This window comes from Chitinophaga sp. YR627 (assembly GCF_900114995.1).
In the GTDB taxonomy this organism is placed as follows: domain Bacteria; phylum Bacteroidota; class Bacteroidia; order Chitinophagales; family Chitinophagaceae; genus Chitinophaga.
On record NZ_FOUX01000001.1, the window covers coordinates 1240644 to 1259657 of the forward strand.

Here is a 19014-nt window from a genome sequence, read left to right on the forward strand (position 1 = left end):
GTTTTTATAGTTAAGAGAAGGACAAAGGGACTGCTTTCGCAGTCCTTTTTTGTTTATGTAGTGCCTGCTGTTGCTGAGAGTAATTGCTACACTGCTTTTGTGCTGCGGGTACATCCGACAACACTGTACAGGTCTTTTCCTACGGTTCTTATCTGGCATAATGTTTTGCGCGGTTAGCCTAAAAGCTTTATGAAAAACAACCTTATTGCCGCTGTGCTGGCCGTCTCTATGACGGGGATGACTGCCTGTTCCAAAGATAATGATCATGGGAAACGAAAGCTGGAATTAATGTTTGAAGACAATACCTATCAGCTGACAGGTGTTGCTAAAGAAGAGAACGGACGATTACTGGTGAATTATCCACGTTGGTCTGATATCTATCAATATGCGGTTGTCGTGACGAATGCCAAAACAGGAAAGACGCCTTATCCTGATGTGGCAACAAATCAATGGAGTCATGGACTATCAGGTCTTAATAAATGGGTGTGCGTACAATCTGTTTATTTTGATAAGGCGGGAACACTCTGGATACTCGACCCGGCAGCTCCCAGACTACAGACAATCCAGGGAAACGGCGCAAAGCTTGTAAAGATGGATAAGCAGTCGAATGCGATCGCCCGTACTTATTCTTTTACCGATATACTGGCTGATACCTCTTATGTCAACGACGTGCGTGTTGACGTCGAACGGCAGTATGCTTATCTTACCGAATCCAAAGGAGGCGGAATTATTGTGGTGAATCTGGCTGACGGACAAATGCGCCGCGTGTTGCAGGCTCATTATTCCACCATTTCTGATCCGTTGTATAAATTTATTATTGATGGGAGGGAACTGATGAAAGATGGTAAACCTGCAAAATTCAATTCGGATGGTATTGCCCTGACACCAGATGGAAACTGGTTGTATTACAAGCCGTTATCTGATGATAAGCTTTACCGTATCAAAACAGAACATCTGCGTAACTGGAATATGACGGCTACCGATCTGGCGGCGCAGGTGGAAGACCTGGGGCATTTTACAACAACCGACGGGATGATCTTCGATGAAAAAGGAAACCTTTATCTGGGAGATCTCCAGGGATACAGGATCGTTAAACTGGACAGTGCATTTCGCATGACAACGGTGGTCAGAGATGACAGATTGATCTGGCCCGATAGCTACTCCATAGCAGATGGTTATTTATACATCAGTTGTTCCCAGATACAGAAACAACCTGAATACAATAATGGCGTTGATAAACGTACCTCTCCCTATACTGTATACAGAATAAAAATATAGGTATTTATTTGTCTGGTTTTAACCATGAGGGATGCGATACATTCCTCATGGTTTTTTTATGCACGGCTGTTTTTATTGTGCTATATTGTAAAGAGGGCAGTGAAGCCCCATAAAATACACATGCAACATTTTGACCCTTTAGTCGTCTTTTAATAAACCAACAATGAGTAAGACACTTTTATGCGCTGCCGCCCTGGTGGCATTTTCCTCTTTGTGCCATGCCCAGGACCAGACAGCCGCACTCCAGGCATTGATGACCCGCGCACATGTGCCGGGTCTTTCGCTGGCATATGTCAAAAATGGAAGGGTCGCGCAGACCTATTACCTCGGTACCCGCAGTAATGACACCGGCGGAGACGTTGATGCCCGGACCGTTTTTCAGGCAGCCTCGCTTACAAAGGTCGCTTTTGCCTATGGGGTGATGCACCTGGTAGACCAGGGCAAACTGGACCTTGACAAACCCTTGTCTTCTTATTACAACTATCCCGACCTGCAATATGATGCCCGTGCTGCAAAAGTAACTGCCAGAGAGGTGCTGAGTCATACCAGCGGATTACCCAACTGGCGGAATGGAGATACCCTGAAATTTAAATATAATCCCGGTGAGCGTTGGAACTATTCCGGAGAAGGATTCGTCTGGCTGGGAAAAGTAGTAGAACAGATCACCGGAAAGGAATTGAGCCCCTGGTTGGAAGAAACTGTCTTACAACCCCTGGGGATGGAACGTAGTGGTTTTATCTGGAAAAATGAGTTTGACCAGGACTACGCATGGCCGCATACGGAAACCGGTACGACTTCAGGCCGCTGGACACCTGAGAAGGTAAATACAGCCGCTTCCCTGCATACAACAGCTGATAGTTATGCCAAACTGCTTTGTGCGCTGCTGAATAAGCAGGGACTGAAGCCTGCGACCTTTAAGACCATGCTCCAGCCACAGGTGCATAGTCAGGTAGAAGAGGGAAAAACGGCCTTGTCCTGGAGCCTGGGTGTTGGCCGTCAGGAAACAGCTGCCGGTCCTGCCTTCTGGCAATGGGGCGATAATGGCACTTTTAAGGCGTTTCTGATCGGTTATCCGGAGAAGAAGGAGGGATTGGTCTATTTTGCGAATAGTGCCGCAGGATTGACGATTGCACGCGATATTCTGCAACTCTTTTTTGGCGGAGAACAGCCTGCCATTGCCTGGGTAACAAATGAAGATCCGGATATCAGACATGTAGCATTGCTGAATGATCTGCTGCATGAACCTTTCGCTACAGCGATCGCTCCTTTTATGAAGGGCAGCGTACAGGATACCGCCGCATTACCGGAATCGAAAATGAACTGGCTGGGATACCGTTTGCTGGAGAATCGTCGTCCGGAGTTGGCAGAACAGCTCTTCCGCCTGAATACGCAGGCTTACCCTGATTCTGTAGATGCTTATGCCGGACTGGCGGAAGCCGCACTCAGGGGTGGCCATCCGAAAGAAGCACAGCAATGGTATACAAAGGCAGCTACGCTGAAACCCGCAAAAACAAATTATAAACAGATGGCGGGGAAGCTGGACAGCACATTTATAGCGACGCCGGTTGCAGCTGATAGCTCATTGACGTTTTTCAGACTGGGAGATTTTCCAGCTGCGAAACTGGTTAGCCTGGCGGGTACCTTCAATGGCTGGAATGACCTGGAAGTACCCATGCGCTGGAAGAATGGCGCCTGGGAAGCGGCCTTACGGCTGGCTCCGGGTACTTATCAGTATAAGTTCGTCATAGACGGCGTCTGGTTGTCTGACCCCCGCAATCCAAAGACACATGAAGGCGATATGAACTCTATTCTCGTCGTGGCGGCTAAATAGTCCGGTGCGCATCCAGTCTGGATAAGATTATTTGCAATAACTCATCCGGACTGGATTTTACATTGCTTATGGGAATTTGCAGCGGAGAACCATAATGTTTTCTGTTCCGTAGCAGGACCATCCGCTTCAGCAGATTTCGTTCACGCGTAATATACGCCGCAGGGTCCTTCAGATAGATAGTCAGGATTGGCTGGCCCCATATTTCTCTCGTTTCCACATTTATGATTTCTTCCCATTTCACAGGTGCCCCTCCGGCTGCACTGGATCTGTCCGTAAAGCCTTCTGCGGTGATAAAGAGTCCTTCGGATGACCGGAATAATCTCATGATAACCCACACGGAGCATGTACCAAAAAGCAATATTCCCAGGATGCCCAGTATGTTTTTGACATAGATCAGGGCTGGTGGCAGAAAAGTGCTGTCATTTTGTGTAAGGCTGAAACCGATCAGCAGTAAAGAGACTCCACAGGGAAAAAGCGCGAGTAAAAGACGGGTTCTGTTCAATGGTATCCGGATAGTGTTAACGTTGGGCATTAATTTACGTTTGTGTCTGATTCTAAAATAACAAAAAAAACTAAATTGCGGTTAGTAAACAGATTGTTACCCCCGGCTACCTGTAGCTATAAATTGAGAAATATGCTTAGAAGTAATGACGCTGCCAAGTTCTGGAAATGGTTCACAGAGAGAAATGACGATTTCCGCTTTTTCAGAGAAATGGAACAGGACGAAATTGTGGCCCTGTTTGATGAGCTGACTGAGAGACTCCACCTTTATTGCACCAGCCTGTATTTTGAAATGCGTGTAGACGAATTGAATGGCGGCGAACTGGTCATCACTGCCAATTGCGATGAGTCATTTTTTGATGATGCGGAATACCTGGTTACGCAGGCCCCTGAGCTGGAGCGCTGGAAATTTACCGCACTGATACAGGCCGATCCGGAGAGTGCCCGTATTGAATATGCGGACCTGGAATTATCCGCGGAAGACATGTGGTTCTCTGCAGTAGAAGACCCGGAATTCCCTGCAAAATTAGACGTAGTTGTACATATAGATGACTATGAATATCTGAAGCAGAACGAGAACCTGGATGATGCTGTTTTTATCCTGCTGCAAAGTCTTCTCGGAGAGAAATCATTCGCAGAAAATATCAATGTCTATCTTGTCAGAGAGCTGCCCGAAGGCATGCCGGCATCTGATTTTCCTACTTTAGATACACTGCCTGCCTATATTGCATATTTGAAATCAGAGAGAAATACAGCGCTTGGCAATATGTCCTGACAGTAAGTATCGCTTCTTTATTTTAGAATTGTATATTTACGCCCGGAACCATCTTTTTAAAAACCTGAAATGAAAACCTGTGCCCTCGACCCGTATCGTTGACAGTCAGCCATTGCTGCTATGAAACCCGTCAACTCAATATGACTGCCGTCTTTTCCCACTTAAAAACTATATATGAAACACTCTCTATTACTATTTGCATGCCTGCTATCGGCGTGCATACTACATGCAGGTAACATTACCCTGCCGGCAGCATCCGCGTGGATCAGATACACAAATCCTATACAATCCGGCAGCCTGACACTGGGCATCGAAACAAATGCCGCAGGTGAAGGTTACACAGAGATCGCAACGATCGATGGTGTGCCCTGCAGAAAGATCCCTGCCGGAAAATTTATGTACGTCCGTGCTGACCGCACTGCTGTTCCCTCTACCGCAAAAAAAGTCATCCTGTCCATTACTTATTATGATAACAGCATGAACTTCGTGTGGCTGAATTACACCCGTGCCGGCAGCAACTGGGGCGGCGCCGATTTTAAGAAATCCAATACCGGTAAATGGATCACCCGTCTGGTATTCCTGGAAGATGCAGGACTCGATGGTAGCATGGGCTATGGCGGTGATATCCGGCTGGGCTATGGATCAGAAGATACCTATATCAAAGACATTACCATGTATGTAGGTTCGCTGAACCCCTCCGCAGAACCTATTCCTGCCAGACCAAACAATCCGGGCTCCGAATTCGTGGGTAAATCTTTTGCCGGTTATCAGTTATGGCATGAAGCGGGTCCGAAACCGGAGGACTGGAGTCACTGGGCCTACGACAAAGTACCTGCCGCAGGCAGAGGAAATCATAATACGGAAACGTTCCCGAACCTGGCCGATTATGAGAACAATCCTAACATTCCCATGTACGCCACTAATTTTGCCAATCTTGGAAATGGCAAGCCTGCAAAGCTGTATAATTCTACAGATAAAGGAGTGATCGATGTGCAGATGGCATTACTGCAAAGAACAGGATTTGACGGTGTTGCGATCCAACGGAATGCACCGGTAGGCAGAAACATAAAATATACTTCAACAGACGATTACTACGTTAATATCAAAAATGCCTGCGAAGCAAACGGCAGATTGTTTTACGTGATGTATTGTATGCCCGATCAGAACAATGGAGAAGTCAACTCAATTGATCTTGTAGAGGGTATTAAGCGCGACTGGGTGTACCAGATGGAGCAGATCTATGAACTGACGAAATCAGGTGCTTATGCAACCGTAAATGGTAAACCGGTAGTTGAGTTATGGGGACTGGGATATTCCACGATCCTGGTTGACAGACTACAGGCGCTGGAGCTGGCACAGTTCTTTAAAGACCGGGGTTGTTATGTGATCGCAGGTGTACCCAGGGACTGGCGTTTACGTAATGGCGGATCCCGTGCTGATTTTGAAGATGTTTACAAGGCTTACAACATGATCTCGCCCTGGACAGTTGGCGTGTATAATGATACGACCGGTGCAGATAATTTCCGCACGGAATCTCTGATCCCTGACAAGCAGTATTGCGATCAGAATGGTATGGGTTTCTATCCTGTGATATTCCCGGGAAGTGCCTGGTCACAACATGTACATGGTTATCCTAATGACACCCGCAGACTGGGAGGCAAGTTCCTCTGGAAGCAGGCCCGTAACATTAAAAGTGTTGGCGTAAAATCCATGTATTTCGCTATGCTGGATGAGTTTGAGGAATCCACTAATATTATCAGTTCGGCAGTCGATTATTTCGATATTCCTACTGACCAGTACTTTGGTACTTTGTCGATGGATGGAATATGGACCTCGTCTGATTTTTATCTGCGACTGGCAGGACAGGCAGCCCGTTTACTGACCAGTACAACTACGCCTGCGGATGTGCCGATCCCTTATTCACTGGGTCCGATTTATTACAGGAACAGCTTTGAAAGCAGGGTGGCGAACTGTATCATCAATGAGGTGCCGCAGAATATCATCTCGCCGATCGATGCCTGTTTTTATAAGAATGCGTTGCTGTCATCAGCCGGTGTAAGCAATACCAGCGTAGCAATTGAGAATACGCCCGCGTTTTCTAAAAGCGGCGTATACACCGTAAAGATCAATGGTACTGCGAATGGCACTTCCAGCTATTATTATAAGATCGCCGAAACCAAAGTTGCGGTAAAAGCCAATATGCAGTTGAGTTTCTGGAAATATACCGTTAACAATCAGGGACGTAATACTTCAGTAGACCTGACTTTTAAATCAGGTAAGGTACTGCGTAACCTCAGTGCTTATAAAGACAATAACGGTAGTGTAATGCATCCGAATGTGGCAAGAGGTACAGTAGGCAGCTGGTCGAAATTTACCTGCCAGATAGGGAAGGGAGAACTGATCGGAGATGAGATCACCGGTATCAGTATCGCTTATGATAACGCTTCCCAGACAGGTACTTTTACGGCTTATTTTGATGATATTATCATTGAAGATGCACAGGATACAACCGTAACGAATCCTTCACCTGCACCGGTAGGCAGCATTATCTATCTGTATCATGATACCTTGCTGGTATGTTCTGAGAATGGTACACAGGCGATGAATTGTAACCGTACAGGATTGGGTCCATGGGAGAAGTTTGAAGTAGTAGACGCAGGCAACAATACGGTTGCACTGAAAGGTAATAATGGACTGTATGTAAAAGCAACTAATCCGGTATTCTGTACAGGTACGACCCTGGACAGCACGACCCGTTTTAACTGGATTAACCTGAGTAGCAATACAGTAGCGTTGCAAAGTCTGAAAGGCCTGTATCTGTGTTCTGAAAACGGTACACAGCCTATGAACTGGAACCGTACTGCTATTGGTGGATGGGAAACCTTCAGATGGGGTACTACATCTGCAGCAAGACAGGCATATGTGGCCGCTGCTGCAACAGAAGTGAAAGGGACGAAGGCTGGTCTGCGGATCTATCCAAATCCGGCCAGGGAACAGGCTACGTTGTATTACAGTTTGCCTACAGCATCCAATGTATTGATAGCCATCTACAATGCAAACGGTGTACTGGTGAAGACGGTACGTCAGCAGATCCCGGCAGGGGAGCAGCGTATCCAGCTGGCTACGGACAATCTCGTACCAGGTATCTATTTCGTAAAGACAATCTCTGATATAAAGATTGACACAAAGAAGCTGGTGGTGGAATAGTTTATTTCATCCCGCTGTGGTTAAAGCAGGCCGGATACTTCTGTATCCGGCTATTTTGTTTAAAGAAGTACGTTGACCAATATTTTCTGCCAAAATTTCCTGTTTGCTCAAGCATATGATATTTAAGTCCTTGTGTCCGGAAATGCCCGTCTGGCGGCAGGAATGTGTATAATTAATGTCCGATTTATATTATATTCTTGATAAATATGTGTATTTTTCAGCCCGGCAGCATAAATCAAACTGCCAGAATATCCCGAATACTGATAAAATATGAAACCTACAGGTGTTAAACTCCTGCTTATTACCATATCTTTCTTTTGTGTTTTTTCCTCTGCCAGCGCAGCCATATTTACTGTCACTACGCAGGCAGACAGCGGCCCCGGATCACTAAGAGATGCAATTACCAAAGCTAACAGCAACGGTACAACTGAGAAAGATTATATCTATTTTAATATTTCGGTGACCTCGCCGTTAAGGCCTGTCATTGTCATTAACAGCGATCTGCCGGCACTGAGCAGTAACATTGTGGTAGATGCATCTACACAGGCATCTACGGTATATGGTGTCAGTACTGCCAGGGTGCAGCTGTTGCGTAATAATGACCAGTCAACATTTTATGGACTGAGAATAGATAATGCTTCAGATGTAGAGATCTACGGATTGGTGATCGCAACCGCCGGCGTAGCAGGTGAAAGTTATGGTATTCAGATCAGTGGTACCTGTTCAAATATTATTATCGGTGGGAATGGTAAAGGCAATGTTATTTATGGTTATAAGTTTGGGATCTATGGCGTAGCGCCTAATACAGACCCCAAAACTATCAGTAACCTGACCATACAGAATAATATCATCGGTATGCGGGAGGATGGTGTAATTCCGGTTGACGCAAACTCGTGTTATCAGCCCGTACTGGTTACACACCTGAACGGCGTAACGTTTGGGGGCAGCTGGGCTGGTCTTGGAAATATAGTCGTGGGTACCACCTATGGTGTTTCTCTTTCTGCAGATGCTGGGGACGTCGTAGCTACTTTTAACAAGATAGGGACTGATGTCAGCGGCACTGCTGCTACCGCATCCTATCTTTTCAGAGACGATTATATCGCTATTTATGGTCCTACGAACGGGATCGTGACGGTGGCTGATAACCTCATTGCAGGACAGAGTGTGTATGGCCTTGGATTGTTTGGTTTACGCAATGGGACCTTCAGGGTGCAGCGTAATAAGATAGGGACGGAGATTACCGGTACAGCCGTACTCGGACAACGTTCTTCCGGCATACGCCTGACGGATTGTATGAAGGGCGTAATCGGTGGCACACTATCTGACAAAAATATCATTGCCGGTTGTTATGATGTACCGGTGGTAGTTGTTTCTACCTATCAGGCGACCATCTCCCAGAATGAAATGTTCTGTAACAATAATACGTCTATTGTAACGGGACCTGCCAATAGTATCCAGTTGCTGAACTGGAATCCGGCAGATGGGAAAGCAAAGCCTTTTGTACGTGTGCTGACCTGCAATGCGACCACCATCACAGGGGTGGCTACGCCAAATGCTAAAATGGAGGCCTTTATACCTTACAGATGTGGTAACGGACGTAAGTGTGATGGCCGTAATTATATTGAAACATTTTTCGCCGGAGCAGATGGTAAATGGACCTACGCATTGAAAGGTCGTGATGGCGTGATCTTCTCTGCCACTGATGCTACCGGCGCCACATCGGATTACAGCAATCCGGTATGGAGTGAGGATATTACGGACAACATCGTACATACTGCCTGTGGCGAGAGTACAGGACGCATTATCAATAAGATATTATACAATGCAACACCCTTTCATTGGGAAGATGAAAACGGGAATACAGTGGGTACAGATACTTCGTTGCTGAACGTACCCGCAGGTAAATACCGTCTGGTGATGTATGGTGCAGGATGTAACAAACCGGAGTGTATTGAGTATTCACCCTTCTTTGAGGTGAAAGATATGAGTCCGGTGATCCAGACGGCTGCCATGACGATCACTCCGGCAAGATGTGGCGTTAACAACGGCAGCATCACCGGTATCCAGTTTCAGGGTATCAACCTCCAATACAACTGGTACAATGCCAATACGCCGGCAGTGAGTGCTGGCGCTGGTCCTACTGTCAATAACCTTGCCCCTGGCAACTATTATATCACCATTACAGACACGATTAACGGTTGCACTGCAACCGGCGGACCTTTTGAAATAAGAGCTGTAAATGCACCGGTGCTCGACCTGAGCACCGTGCAGTTACAGAACGCGGTTTGTAGTCAGCCGACAGGCAGCATCACCGGATTAGTCGTAAACGGTACTGGTACCATCACCTATACCTGGACTGATGCTACCGGACAAACCGTAGGCAGTACCGCACAGTTGACAAACATTCCTGCCGGTACCTATACACTTGCTTTTTCCGATCAATCTGGTTGTCCGGCCGCAGGCCCTTCACAACCATTTGTGATCACTGCACCGGGAGAGATCCTGATCGATCGTAGCACCGCTATCATAGGAGAAGCATCCTGTACGGTCAGTGATGGTAGTATCACCGGCTTACAGGCTACCAATGCAGAAACAACCCGCTGGATGGATAACAGCGGCACCGTGATCGGTACCGGTCTTAATCTGACAAATCTGGCCCCTGGCAATTATCGCCTTGAGATCACCAATGCCTACGGTTGTGCCCTCACCACTGATTTTGATGTACCACAGCATGAACCTGATCTGATCACGGTTTCACAGTTAAATACACAGAATCCCGTATGTAACCTGAATAATGGGAGTGTTACAGGTATGATCCTGGCAGGTGGGACGCCCGCCAGTTATCGTTGGCTGAACATGAATGACATGGAGGTAAGCACCGTGAAAGACCTGACCAATGCAGGCGATGGTATTTACAGATTGTATGTAAAAGACATTGAACAATGTGAGCAGCTGGTAGCTACTATTATCCTGAAAACTCCTAATCTGCCGCGTATAGATGCGACATATCTGTCCATCATCGATGACGTTTGTAGCATGACGTCCGGTGCAATTGCCGGTCTGGGGGTAAATGGTAAAGAACCGCTGTCCTATGCATGGCTTAACCCCGATAGCACGGTTATTTCTACCACCTTACAGGCACAGTCATTACCAGGAGGATATGACTATACACTGCGTGTAACAGACGCCTATGGTTGTATCGTGTATAGTGATCCGCTCACTGTAAATGCAGTGGACATCCTGTTGCTGGCGCCCACGGTAAAAGACGTCGTGATCATGAAAGGCATGACGGCCGATATCAAAGTGACCAACCTGCACCAGGGAAACTATAACCTGTTCCGTCCGGGCACAGAATGGTCTGAAACAAATACAACAGGAGAATTCAGTGTTACAGATATCACGGGTAGTACCACCTTTGGGATTAACTATCAGTTTGGAGAGTGTATAAGTCCGACGACCTACTTTAAAGTCGATATCATCGACGCCGTAAAAGTATACGCACCTACCGCTTTCTCACCCAATGGCGACGGACATAATGATATATTCAGACCCAAAGGGATAGGAGTGGCTTCTTATAGTCTATTCACTGTAATGGACCGCTGGGGTAACTGTGTATTTACCGCAAAAGATGTGAGTACAGGATGGGATGGTACCTTCCGTGGCAAAAAGGTAGATACCGGCGCTTATGTATGGTTGTTGCAGGGAATTGATATTCTGGGGCAGCCCGTACAGGAGAAAGGAGCCGTTCTGGTGGTCTACTAGGCGGTGGACCAAATAAAAAAATGCGTCCGGGGATTGGTCAATACAACTTAATATTGTTTTTTTGTTTAAGTATGTATCGATCTTTCCTTACTATATTTTTGTTACTCATTTTTAGTACTATAGGACGGGCGCAATCTTATTTATCCTATGGGCTGGCATTCAACGGACATGAAGCAGTTGCCGAGAAAAGGACTTCCTTTGAAATTGGTAGCGGCAGGCCCATATGTTTATCAGGCGTAGTAAGGCTGGAGTTTGATCTGAACTTTGTTTCCTATAATCATATTTATTTTGGTTACATCCTCCGTATTGTTAACGAGAACCAGAATATTGACCTGATCTATGATCAGCGGGCATCTCTTTTCCGGGTCATTTCCGGACAAAAATTCTTTAACATCTCTTTTGCGGCAGACGCTTACAGGCTGTACAATGACTGGAATAAACTCGCTATCACGCTGGACCTCAACAAACAGCTGATATCGCTTTCCCTCAATGACCGTCAGACAGGAAGTACTGCCTTCGCCTTTAAAGGCAATTGTTTTCGTTTTCTCTATGGCGCCAATGACGATGAGCGCTTTCATACCCGCGATATCCCACCTATGCGTCTCAAGGATATCCGGATTTTCAATAATGAACGTCTGCATAATCACTGGCCGCTGGAAGAAGTCTCCGATACCCTCTGTTATGACATCAGTGCCCGTGAGCCTGCCAGGGTCAAGAATGGTGTCTGGCTGAAGCCGGGGCATCAGTACTGGAAAATAGCCAGTTCCTTTCAGTTGAATGGTAATGCGGTAACCGGCTTTGACAGCAGAAATGAACAATTGCTGATTGCCGGTACTGACTCCATCGTGACCTATGATCTGCGGCAGAATCAGCATCCCCGTACTGCAAAGAGTGCTAAACAGGAAAACATCCTGATCGGTTGTCAGGGTATTTATGATACGTTGACCAACCGCTTCTATAATTTCTACATCGATCACCGGAAGCTGGCTACTTATGATCCTGCTTCCTCACAATGGAACAAGACTTTCCCTGATACCATCCTGACTGAATACTGGCATGCCAATAAGTTTATTTCTCCGCTGGATACTGCGTTATATATTATTGGGGGATATGGTCAGCTGAAGTATAAAAACCAGGTGCAACGTTATCAGCTGCGTACCGGTAAATGGGATACGTTGTCAGTCAGCGGTAATTTCTTTCCTCCCCGTTACCTGGCAGGTCTGGGCCTCAACATCAGCGGAGACACTGCCTTCATCGTGGGTGGTTACGGTAGCATGACCGGCGATCAGATGCTGGACCCTGGTGGTTATTACGACCTTTTTGCCTTTGATATCCGTTCTAAAACATTCACAAAGCGTTTTAACCTGGATTCTGTTTATGGCAGGTTCACATTTGCTAACAGTCTGGTTATTGATGCCAAAAGACGTCAATACTACGGACTCGTATTCCCTAAAGACAGTTTTAATTCGAAATTACAGCTGATCCAGGGTTCATTGGATAAGCCCGTCTATAAACTGACGGGTACGCCGATTCCGTATTCCTTTTACGATGTACAGTCTTTTGCAGACCTGTACTATGCACCTGGGGCGGGTAAACTGGTGGCAGTCACGCTCCTCTATGCCGACCAGGAATTACATCATCGCGAAACCAGCGTGAAGGTCTATACGATCGACTTCCCGCCGCTCGATCCGGAGGTAGCAACATTGACTGCTCTTCCTCAAAAAAGCTTCCTGTATAAATGGCTCTTATTCATAGGACTGTTTTTGTTCACCAGCGTACTTGTCTTGTGGTTATACAGTAGAAGACGGGCTAAACGGCGTATTCTTCCGGTACAAGTGAGTCATTCCCCTGAGACAGCTCCGTTTATTCCTGTTCCTGAGGAGATTGCTGATACTGACCTGATCGAAACAATTCCCGAGCAAGTTTTGGTTATCGAAGAAGCACCCGAGCTTCCGTTAGTAGCAGCCGCTCCTGCAACTGAAGAACCTGTCGCTCTTCCATTACAATCTGCTATGCCTGCCCGTTCAGCTATTCGTCTGTTTGGTCCGTTTCAGGCATTTAGTGAAGATGGTACGGAGCTGACTGGTCTGTTCACCCCGCTGATGAAGGAATTGCTTTTACTCATCCTGATCTATACGGTCAGAACTGGTCAGGGTATTACTTCGGATGAGTTGACAGAGATCCTCTGGAATGGTAAATCGGCCAAGGACGCTAAAAATAATCGCTCTGTTAACCTGGCGAAGCTGAAAAGTATTCTTGAGAAGATTGGCAACTGTATGATTAACAAGAAGTCCGTTTATTGGCAGTTTCAGTTCAATGAAGGACAATTCTCCCTTGATTATGACCAGTTTGTCCATCTTACAAAGGCACATACTGTTGTTGACCGTCCTTTGATAACATCCCTGCTGAAGGTGATCGAATCAGGCGCTTTTCTTGCCAAGACGGAGTATGACTGGTTGGATGATGTGAAGGCTGAGGTGAGTAATGCGGTGATTGACATGAGTCTGGGTTATCTTAAACAGGAGTCTGAAGATCCTGAGTTTGTCATCAGAGTAGCGAATGCGATCTTCTTCTTTGACCGTCTGAATGAGGAGGCGCTGGAGTTTAAGTGTAGGAGTCTTGTTTTGTTGCGGCGATATTCTCTGGCTAATAATACTTATGAGAAGTTCGTTAAGGACTATCGGGATATTTATGGCGAGGAGTTTTATAAGTCCTTCAATGACGTGATTAAGGCATAATTGCCTTTCTTGTTGTCTTATTGGCTGTTCTTGGTAATGCTCCTGGTGGTACTGCTTTGGTTTCAGGTAGGGCCACTGGCTGATGCTCTCTGAAGTTTTTATGTATTTAGCGTTTGGGGGGTAGGTGGTGATTTTTTTGCTATTGAACTTTTGTGCAAGGCTTTGGCATACTTCAGATAGCTAAGGCCAGCGTCTCCCACCTGAAACCGCCGCTTCCTAGGGGCTTATTTTTAGCATATTGGTCTTGGACTTCAGCACTGGTTTCTGGCTGTTGTTGGTAATCGTCCTGGTGGTACTGCTCTGGTTTCAGGTAGGGCCACTGGCTGATGCTCTCTGAAGTTTTTATGTATTTAGCGTTTGGGGGGGAGGTGGTGATTTTTTTGCTATTGAACTTTTGTGCAAGGCTTTGGCATACTTCAGATAGCTAAGGCCAGCGTCTCCCACCTGAAACCGCCGCTGTTTGGAGGCTTACAATTAACCTGGGGAGGTATGTTATGAATTGGCTCTTAACGGTTATTCTGTAGTCATCATTCGATGATCTTTCATTGAAAAACGGAACATTAACGTTGCATGACTATAGTCTAACCATCCACATATGGAGCTGGCAAGAGAGATGGGAGGCGTAGTAATAAAAAAGTCTTTATTTCTGTGAATGCTTATTTGATTGACTGAGGCAAGCATTCGCTAGTTGTACATTATCAATTTGTTAGAGTGTAACTAGTGAAACGGAACCATTCAAGACAGCTACGTTAATTGATTGAGGCAAGTATTTAAAAAAGACGTTTAATGGCCTGATTTTGAACAAGGAATGAGCGCAATTTGGCAGAACTGGACTGGCTCAAAGAGTCTTAGACAAGATCTGCCAAAGATACTGAAAGCTACCGCACTCACTTTGCAGAGAATAATACCAAGGCACAGTAATTACTAGCCCAGGTAATGAAACCAGGGATAATCCGGCTCAAATTGCTTAACCTACCAACTTAAGAGACAGAACCGTTCAGCGGCAGGTTTCAGGAGGAGACCAAGGGCCTTCGTTGTTTGAAGCAAGCTGACCGACCTCCCCGCGCTTAATCATTCCCCACTGCCAAATACGCCCCAAACCGCCCCATCGTACGAACGCTTCAAAGAACACAGCCCGGGTCCCTCCTGAAACCGAACGCAGTGCCCCCACATCAATCTCCCTCCAAATCATTCACCTTTGGTCTACTCAACACCAATCTATCCAGTACCCATTCACCCAACCCAACATCACTCACCATATAATCACTCTCACCTTCAAATAATCAAAAGTCAATCTACTCAATCCAGGAAAGCATTACTATCCCCAATATCCAGCTATTCAGAACTACCATCCGGGTATGCAAGATTAAACGACAAATACCCGCAGTATCAGCGCTGCATCATCCCCAAAAACCATAATTGACACATCAAAAATCCGATAAAACGTATTCCACACGCTTAAACCGTCACGAAATTTTCACAAATCTGAAAAAAAGTTGGCTATTAACCCCCTCATTAACCCTTTTGTTAAACCTTTTTTAACCTCCCGGATAGTTTCTTACACCTTGATCGCCAATAGAAGAATCTATGTCATGAGTGAATCAGCATAAAACTCTTTAATCCAGTTATGAAACCAAAATTCTACAGACCTCCTTGTTAAAAGGACAAAAGCAAAGCCGCAAATATGAAAAGATCCACGTATGACGCATGCGTCCATGTTATGAAAAGCAAGGGCGGAAATTTCCTGTTCTTTCAGCTATTATTCATCGGCGCCATTATTTTATCCCGACCGGGACAAACCACAGCACAAAAACGAGACAACGAAGGGGCAGCATTGACAAAAACGATCAGCGGACAGGTCATTGACTCCGCCAGCGGAAGTGTACTGGAGGGGGTGACTATCGGTATTGCCGGAACGCAGTCGGGAACTATTTCAGGAAAAGACGGACGCTTCTCCGTCAAAGCACCCGAAGGACAGACACATACATTGTATGTCCGCCTGGTCGGTTACCGGGAGATCAGAGTGCCATATACAGGTGCCGGCGCACTGCTGATACGCCTGCCGGCAACGACCGCAGGCCTGAACCAGGTGATTGTTACGGGTTACAGTACCCAAAAGAAAGCAACCGTAACAGGGGCCGTATCTGTGATCAAAGCCAGTGAGCTTGTCACGACTAAAAATGAGAACGTCATCAATATGATGACGGGTAAACTGCCCGGACTCAGGGTAGTGCAGAAAAGTAGCGAACCTGGAGCGTATGACAACGTTTTTGACATCAGGGGGATGGGAAACCCGCTGGTCGTTATTGACGGAGTGCCCAGGAGTGGTAGCGATCTGTCGAGAATGGACCCGAATGAGATAGAGAGTATTTCTATCCTGAAGGATGCCTCGGCAGCAATTTATGGGGTACAGGCAGCGAATGGGGTCATTGTGGTGACCAGTAAGAAAGGTTCCCGTAACCCGAATGGCAAGTTTGATATCACGTATTCCGTGAATCAGAGCTGGCAGCAGTTCCTGAATGTGCCGCAGGGCGTGGATGCCCTGCAGTATATGATGCTGAAGAATGAAAAGCAGAAGCGTGATTTCGGGAATAACTTCTATAACCAGATGCCGCCGTCTTTCTCAGATGCAGATATGGAGCTGTACAAAAACGGAACATTAAAGTCGTCAGATTGGGTAGGTGAAACAATGCGGGAATTTGCACCTGAAACGCAGCATACGCTGAGCGTAAATGGTGGTAACGACAGGGCAAACTACTTCTTCAACCTGGGATATTTCAACCAGGATGGTCTGTTTCGCACAAATGATATGAATTACGACCGCTGGAACTTCCGCTCTAATATCAACGCAAAGATCAATGACAGGATGCGTGCACAGTTGCTGTTATCCGGTTATACTGATACCAAGAACCAGCCGGGAGGCAGAGGTGTATGGGAAATGTTCAAGTATACCTGGAATCAGCTGCCGACAGATCAGATCTATGCAAATGGTAATCCGCTGTATCCGCACCTGGAGCCCGACAATGCCAATCCGGTAGTGATGACGAATTCGGATATTGTAGGTTCACAGGCCTTTAAGAATAAGAACTTCCAGGGACAACTGGCACTGGAATATGATATACCAGGTATCCAGGGACTGATGGCCCGTGGTATGTATAACTACGGTTTTAATATCGTGGACAATACCATGGTCAGAAAGTCGTATAACCTGTATGAGTACGACCGGCAGAATGATAAATACATTCCTACACTGGTGAATTCGCCTTCTACAGTAAATCGTACCTACGGCAACAATACCGCTTCGCTGTATCAGTTGTCGCTGAATTATACCCGTCAGTTCGCCGCTAAACATAACGTAACAGGGCTGTTATTGTATGAGGAGAATCATGCTACGGCTGACAACTTCTATGCACAAAGAGAGTTCTCGCTGGGGCTGCCTTACCTGTTTGCCGGTGACCAGACCAATCAACTGGGTAGTATGGATGGGAATGGATTATGGGAGACGGTGAATAAAGGGCTGGTCGGCAAACTGAATTACGATTTCAAAAGCAAATATTTGTTCGATTTCAGTTTCCGGTATGGTGGGTCCAGTAAGTTCAAACCGGGCGCACAATGGGGCTTCTTCCCAGCGGTATCCGTAGGATGGAGACTGAGTGAAGAGCATTTCATACAGTCGATCCTTTCGCCGACCTTCCTGAATAACCTGAAACTCCGCGCTTCCTATGGTAAAACAGGGGATGACAGCGCTACGGGCTTCCAGTACATATCAGGATATAACTATCCATCACCGGGATACTTCTTTGGAGGTAATTACGTAAACGGGATGGTCTCCAGGGGAGTGGTGAATCCTAATCTGACCTGGTATACGGCGAAAACGCTGAACCTGGGTGTGGAGTTTGATCTGCTGAAAGGATTACTGGGTGGTTCGGTTGATTATTTCATCCGTAACAGATCGGGTTTACTGGCTACCAGAACAACAACACTGCCAGGTACTGTAGGTACTAACCTGCCACAGGAAAACCTGAACAGCGATAGAACCAGAGGTTATGAGATCGTGCTGACACATCGTAATACACTGGGCGATTTCAGTTATAATATCACTGCGAATGTGGCGTCTACACGTAGAATGATGCGCACGGTACAGCAAACCAAAGCCGGTAACTCTTATGAGAACTGGAAGAACTCACAGGCAGATCGCTATACGAACATCTGGTGGGGTAAACAGTACGGCGGACAATTTACTTCCTACGATCAGATCTACAATCATTCCGTTAATGCAGGCGGTGGTAACCAGGGTATTGTACCGGGCGACTATTACTACATCGACTGGAACAACGACGGCGTGATCGATGGAAAGGATGAATCACCTATTGCTACAAGAGATATTCCATTGGTGAATTTCGGTATGACGATCGGCGCTGCCTGGAAAGGATTTGATTTCAATATGCTGCTGCAGGGCGCTACAGACTTCTATGTACAGTATGCCGAACAGATGGCGGAACCGCTGATGTATGGTCGTAGTGCGCTGACACCATTCCTCGACAGATGGCATACCGCCGATCCGGGAGCAGATGTGTTTGATCCTAATACTGTATGGATACCAGGTAAATATCCTGCTATGGGATCACCATCTGCAGAAGGTACAAAAGCAGTACAGGATGCCAGCTATATGAGGATCAAAAGCCTGGAATTTGGCTATACAATTCCGAAGAGACTGCTGAGCCATGTAGGTATCACCAATCTGCGTGCTTACATCAACAGTTATAATCTGGCCACTATTACCGGATTGAAAAACAGTGATCCTGAGCATCCGGGTACTGTTGCCAGCGGGGCAGACTGGAACTATTCCCAGGGCGGCTATAAATATCCTATGAACAGAACGTTCAGCGTAGGAGCCAGCATTACTTTCTAAACTGAAACCA

8 protein-coding genes are annotated in these 19014 nt (G+C 46.4%); 7 read left to right on the forward strand and 1 reads right to left on the reverse strand.

All coding sequences use genetic code 11. The features are described 5' to 3' along the window. The first annotated feature begins 189 nt into the window (after positions 1-189). Both BMZ72_RS04500 and BMZ72_RS04505 read left to right on the forward strand, forming a co-directional pair. Positions 190-1278: an L-dopachrome tautomerase-related protein gene (locus tag BMZ72_RS04500; RefSeq protein WP_089805657.1), complete on the forward strand. Its 1089-nt coding sequence runs from the start codon at positions 190-192 to the stop codon at positions 1276-1278. Between the two features lie 163 nt (positions 1279-1441). Continuing rightward, a complete protein-coding gene (locus BMZ72_RS04505; protein ID WP_089805659.1) occupies positions 1442-3109 on the forward strand; it encodes a serine hydrolase in 1668 nt (555 codons plus the stop codon). Here BMZ72_RS04505 and BMZ72_RS04510 read toward each other — a convergent pair. Then, positions 3102-3641 (reverse strand): STM3941 family protein, encoded by a 540-nt coding sequence (locus tag BMZ72_RS04510; RefSeq protein ID WP_089805661.1) that lies wholly within the window; start codon positions 3639-3641, stop codon positions 3102-3104. The two genes, BMZ72_RS04505 and BMZ72_RS04510, sit on opposite strands and share 8 nt — an antisense overlap. Before the next feature lie 102 nt (positions 3642-3743). Between BMZ72_RS04510 and BMZ72_RS04515 the strand changes: the two genes are divergently transcribed. The 5 genes from BMZ72_RS04515 to BMZ72_RS04540 all read left to right on the forward strand — a co-directional run bounded on the left by BMZ72_RS04515 (position 3744) and on the right by BMZ72_RS04540 (position 19004). Beyond that, positions 3744-4385: a hypothetical protein gene (locus tag BMZ72_RS04515; RefSeq protein ID WP_089805662.1), complete on the forward strand. Its 642-nt coding sequence runs from the start codon at positions 3744-3746 to the stop codon at positions 4383-4385. A 174-nt stretch (positions 4386-4559) separates the two neighbouring features. Continuing rightward, on the forward strand, positions 4560-7592 hold the full coding sequence (locus BMZ72_RS04520; protein ID WP_089805664.1) for a T9SS type A sorting domain-containing protein: 3033 nt from the start codon (positions 4560-4562) through the stop codon (positions 7590-7592). 270 nt (positions 7593-7862) lie between these two features. Continuing rightward, positions 7863-11354, forward strand: a complete 3492-nt coding sequence (locus tag BMZ72_RS04525) for a T9SS type B sorting domain-containing protein (RefSeq protein ID WP_089805666.1) — start codon at positions 7863-7865, stop codon at positions 11352-11354. A 98-nt stretch (positions 11355-11452) separates the two neighbouring features. Next, positions 11453-14092: a Kelch repeat-containing protein gene (locus tag BMZ72_RS04530; RefSeq protein WP_177222673.1), complete on the forward strand. Its 2640-nt coding sequence runs from the start codon at positions 11453-11455 to the stop codon at positions 14090-14092. A gap of 1684 nt (positions 14093-15776) precedes the next feature. Further along, complete coding sequence (locus BMZ72_RS04540) at positions 15777-19004, forward strand: SusC/RagA family TonB-linked outer membrane protein (protein WP_089805673.1); 3228 nt, start codon at positions 15777-15779, stop codon at positions 19002-19004. Positions 19005-19014 lie beyond the last annotated feature (10 nt).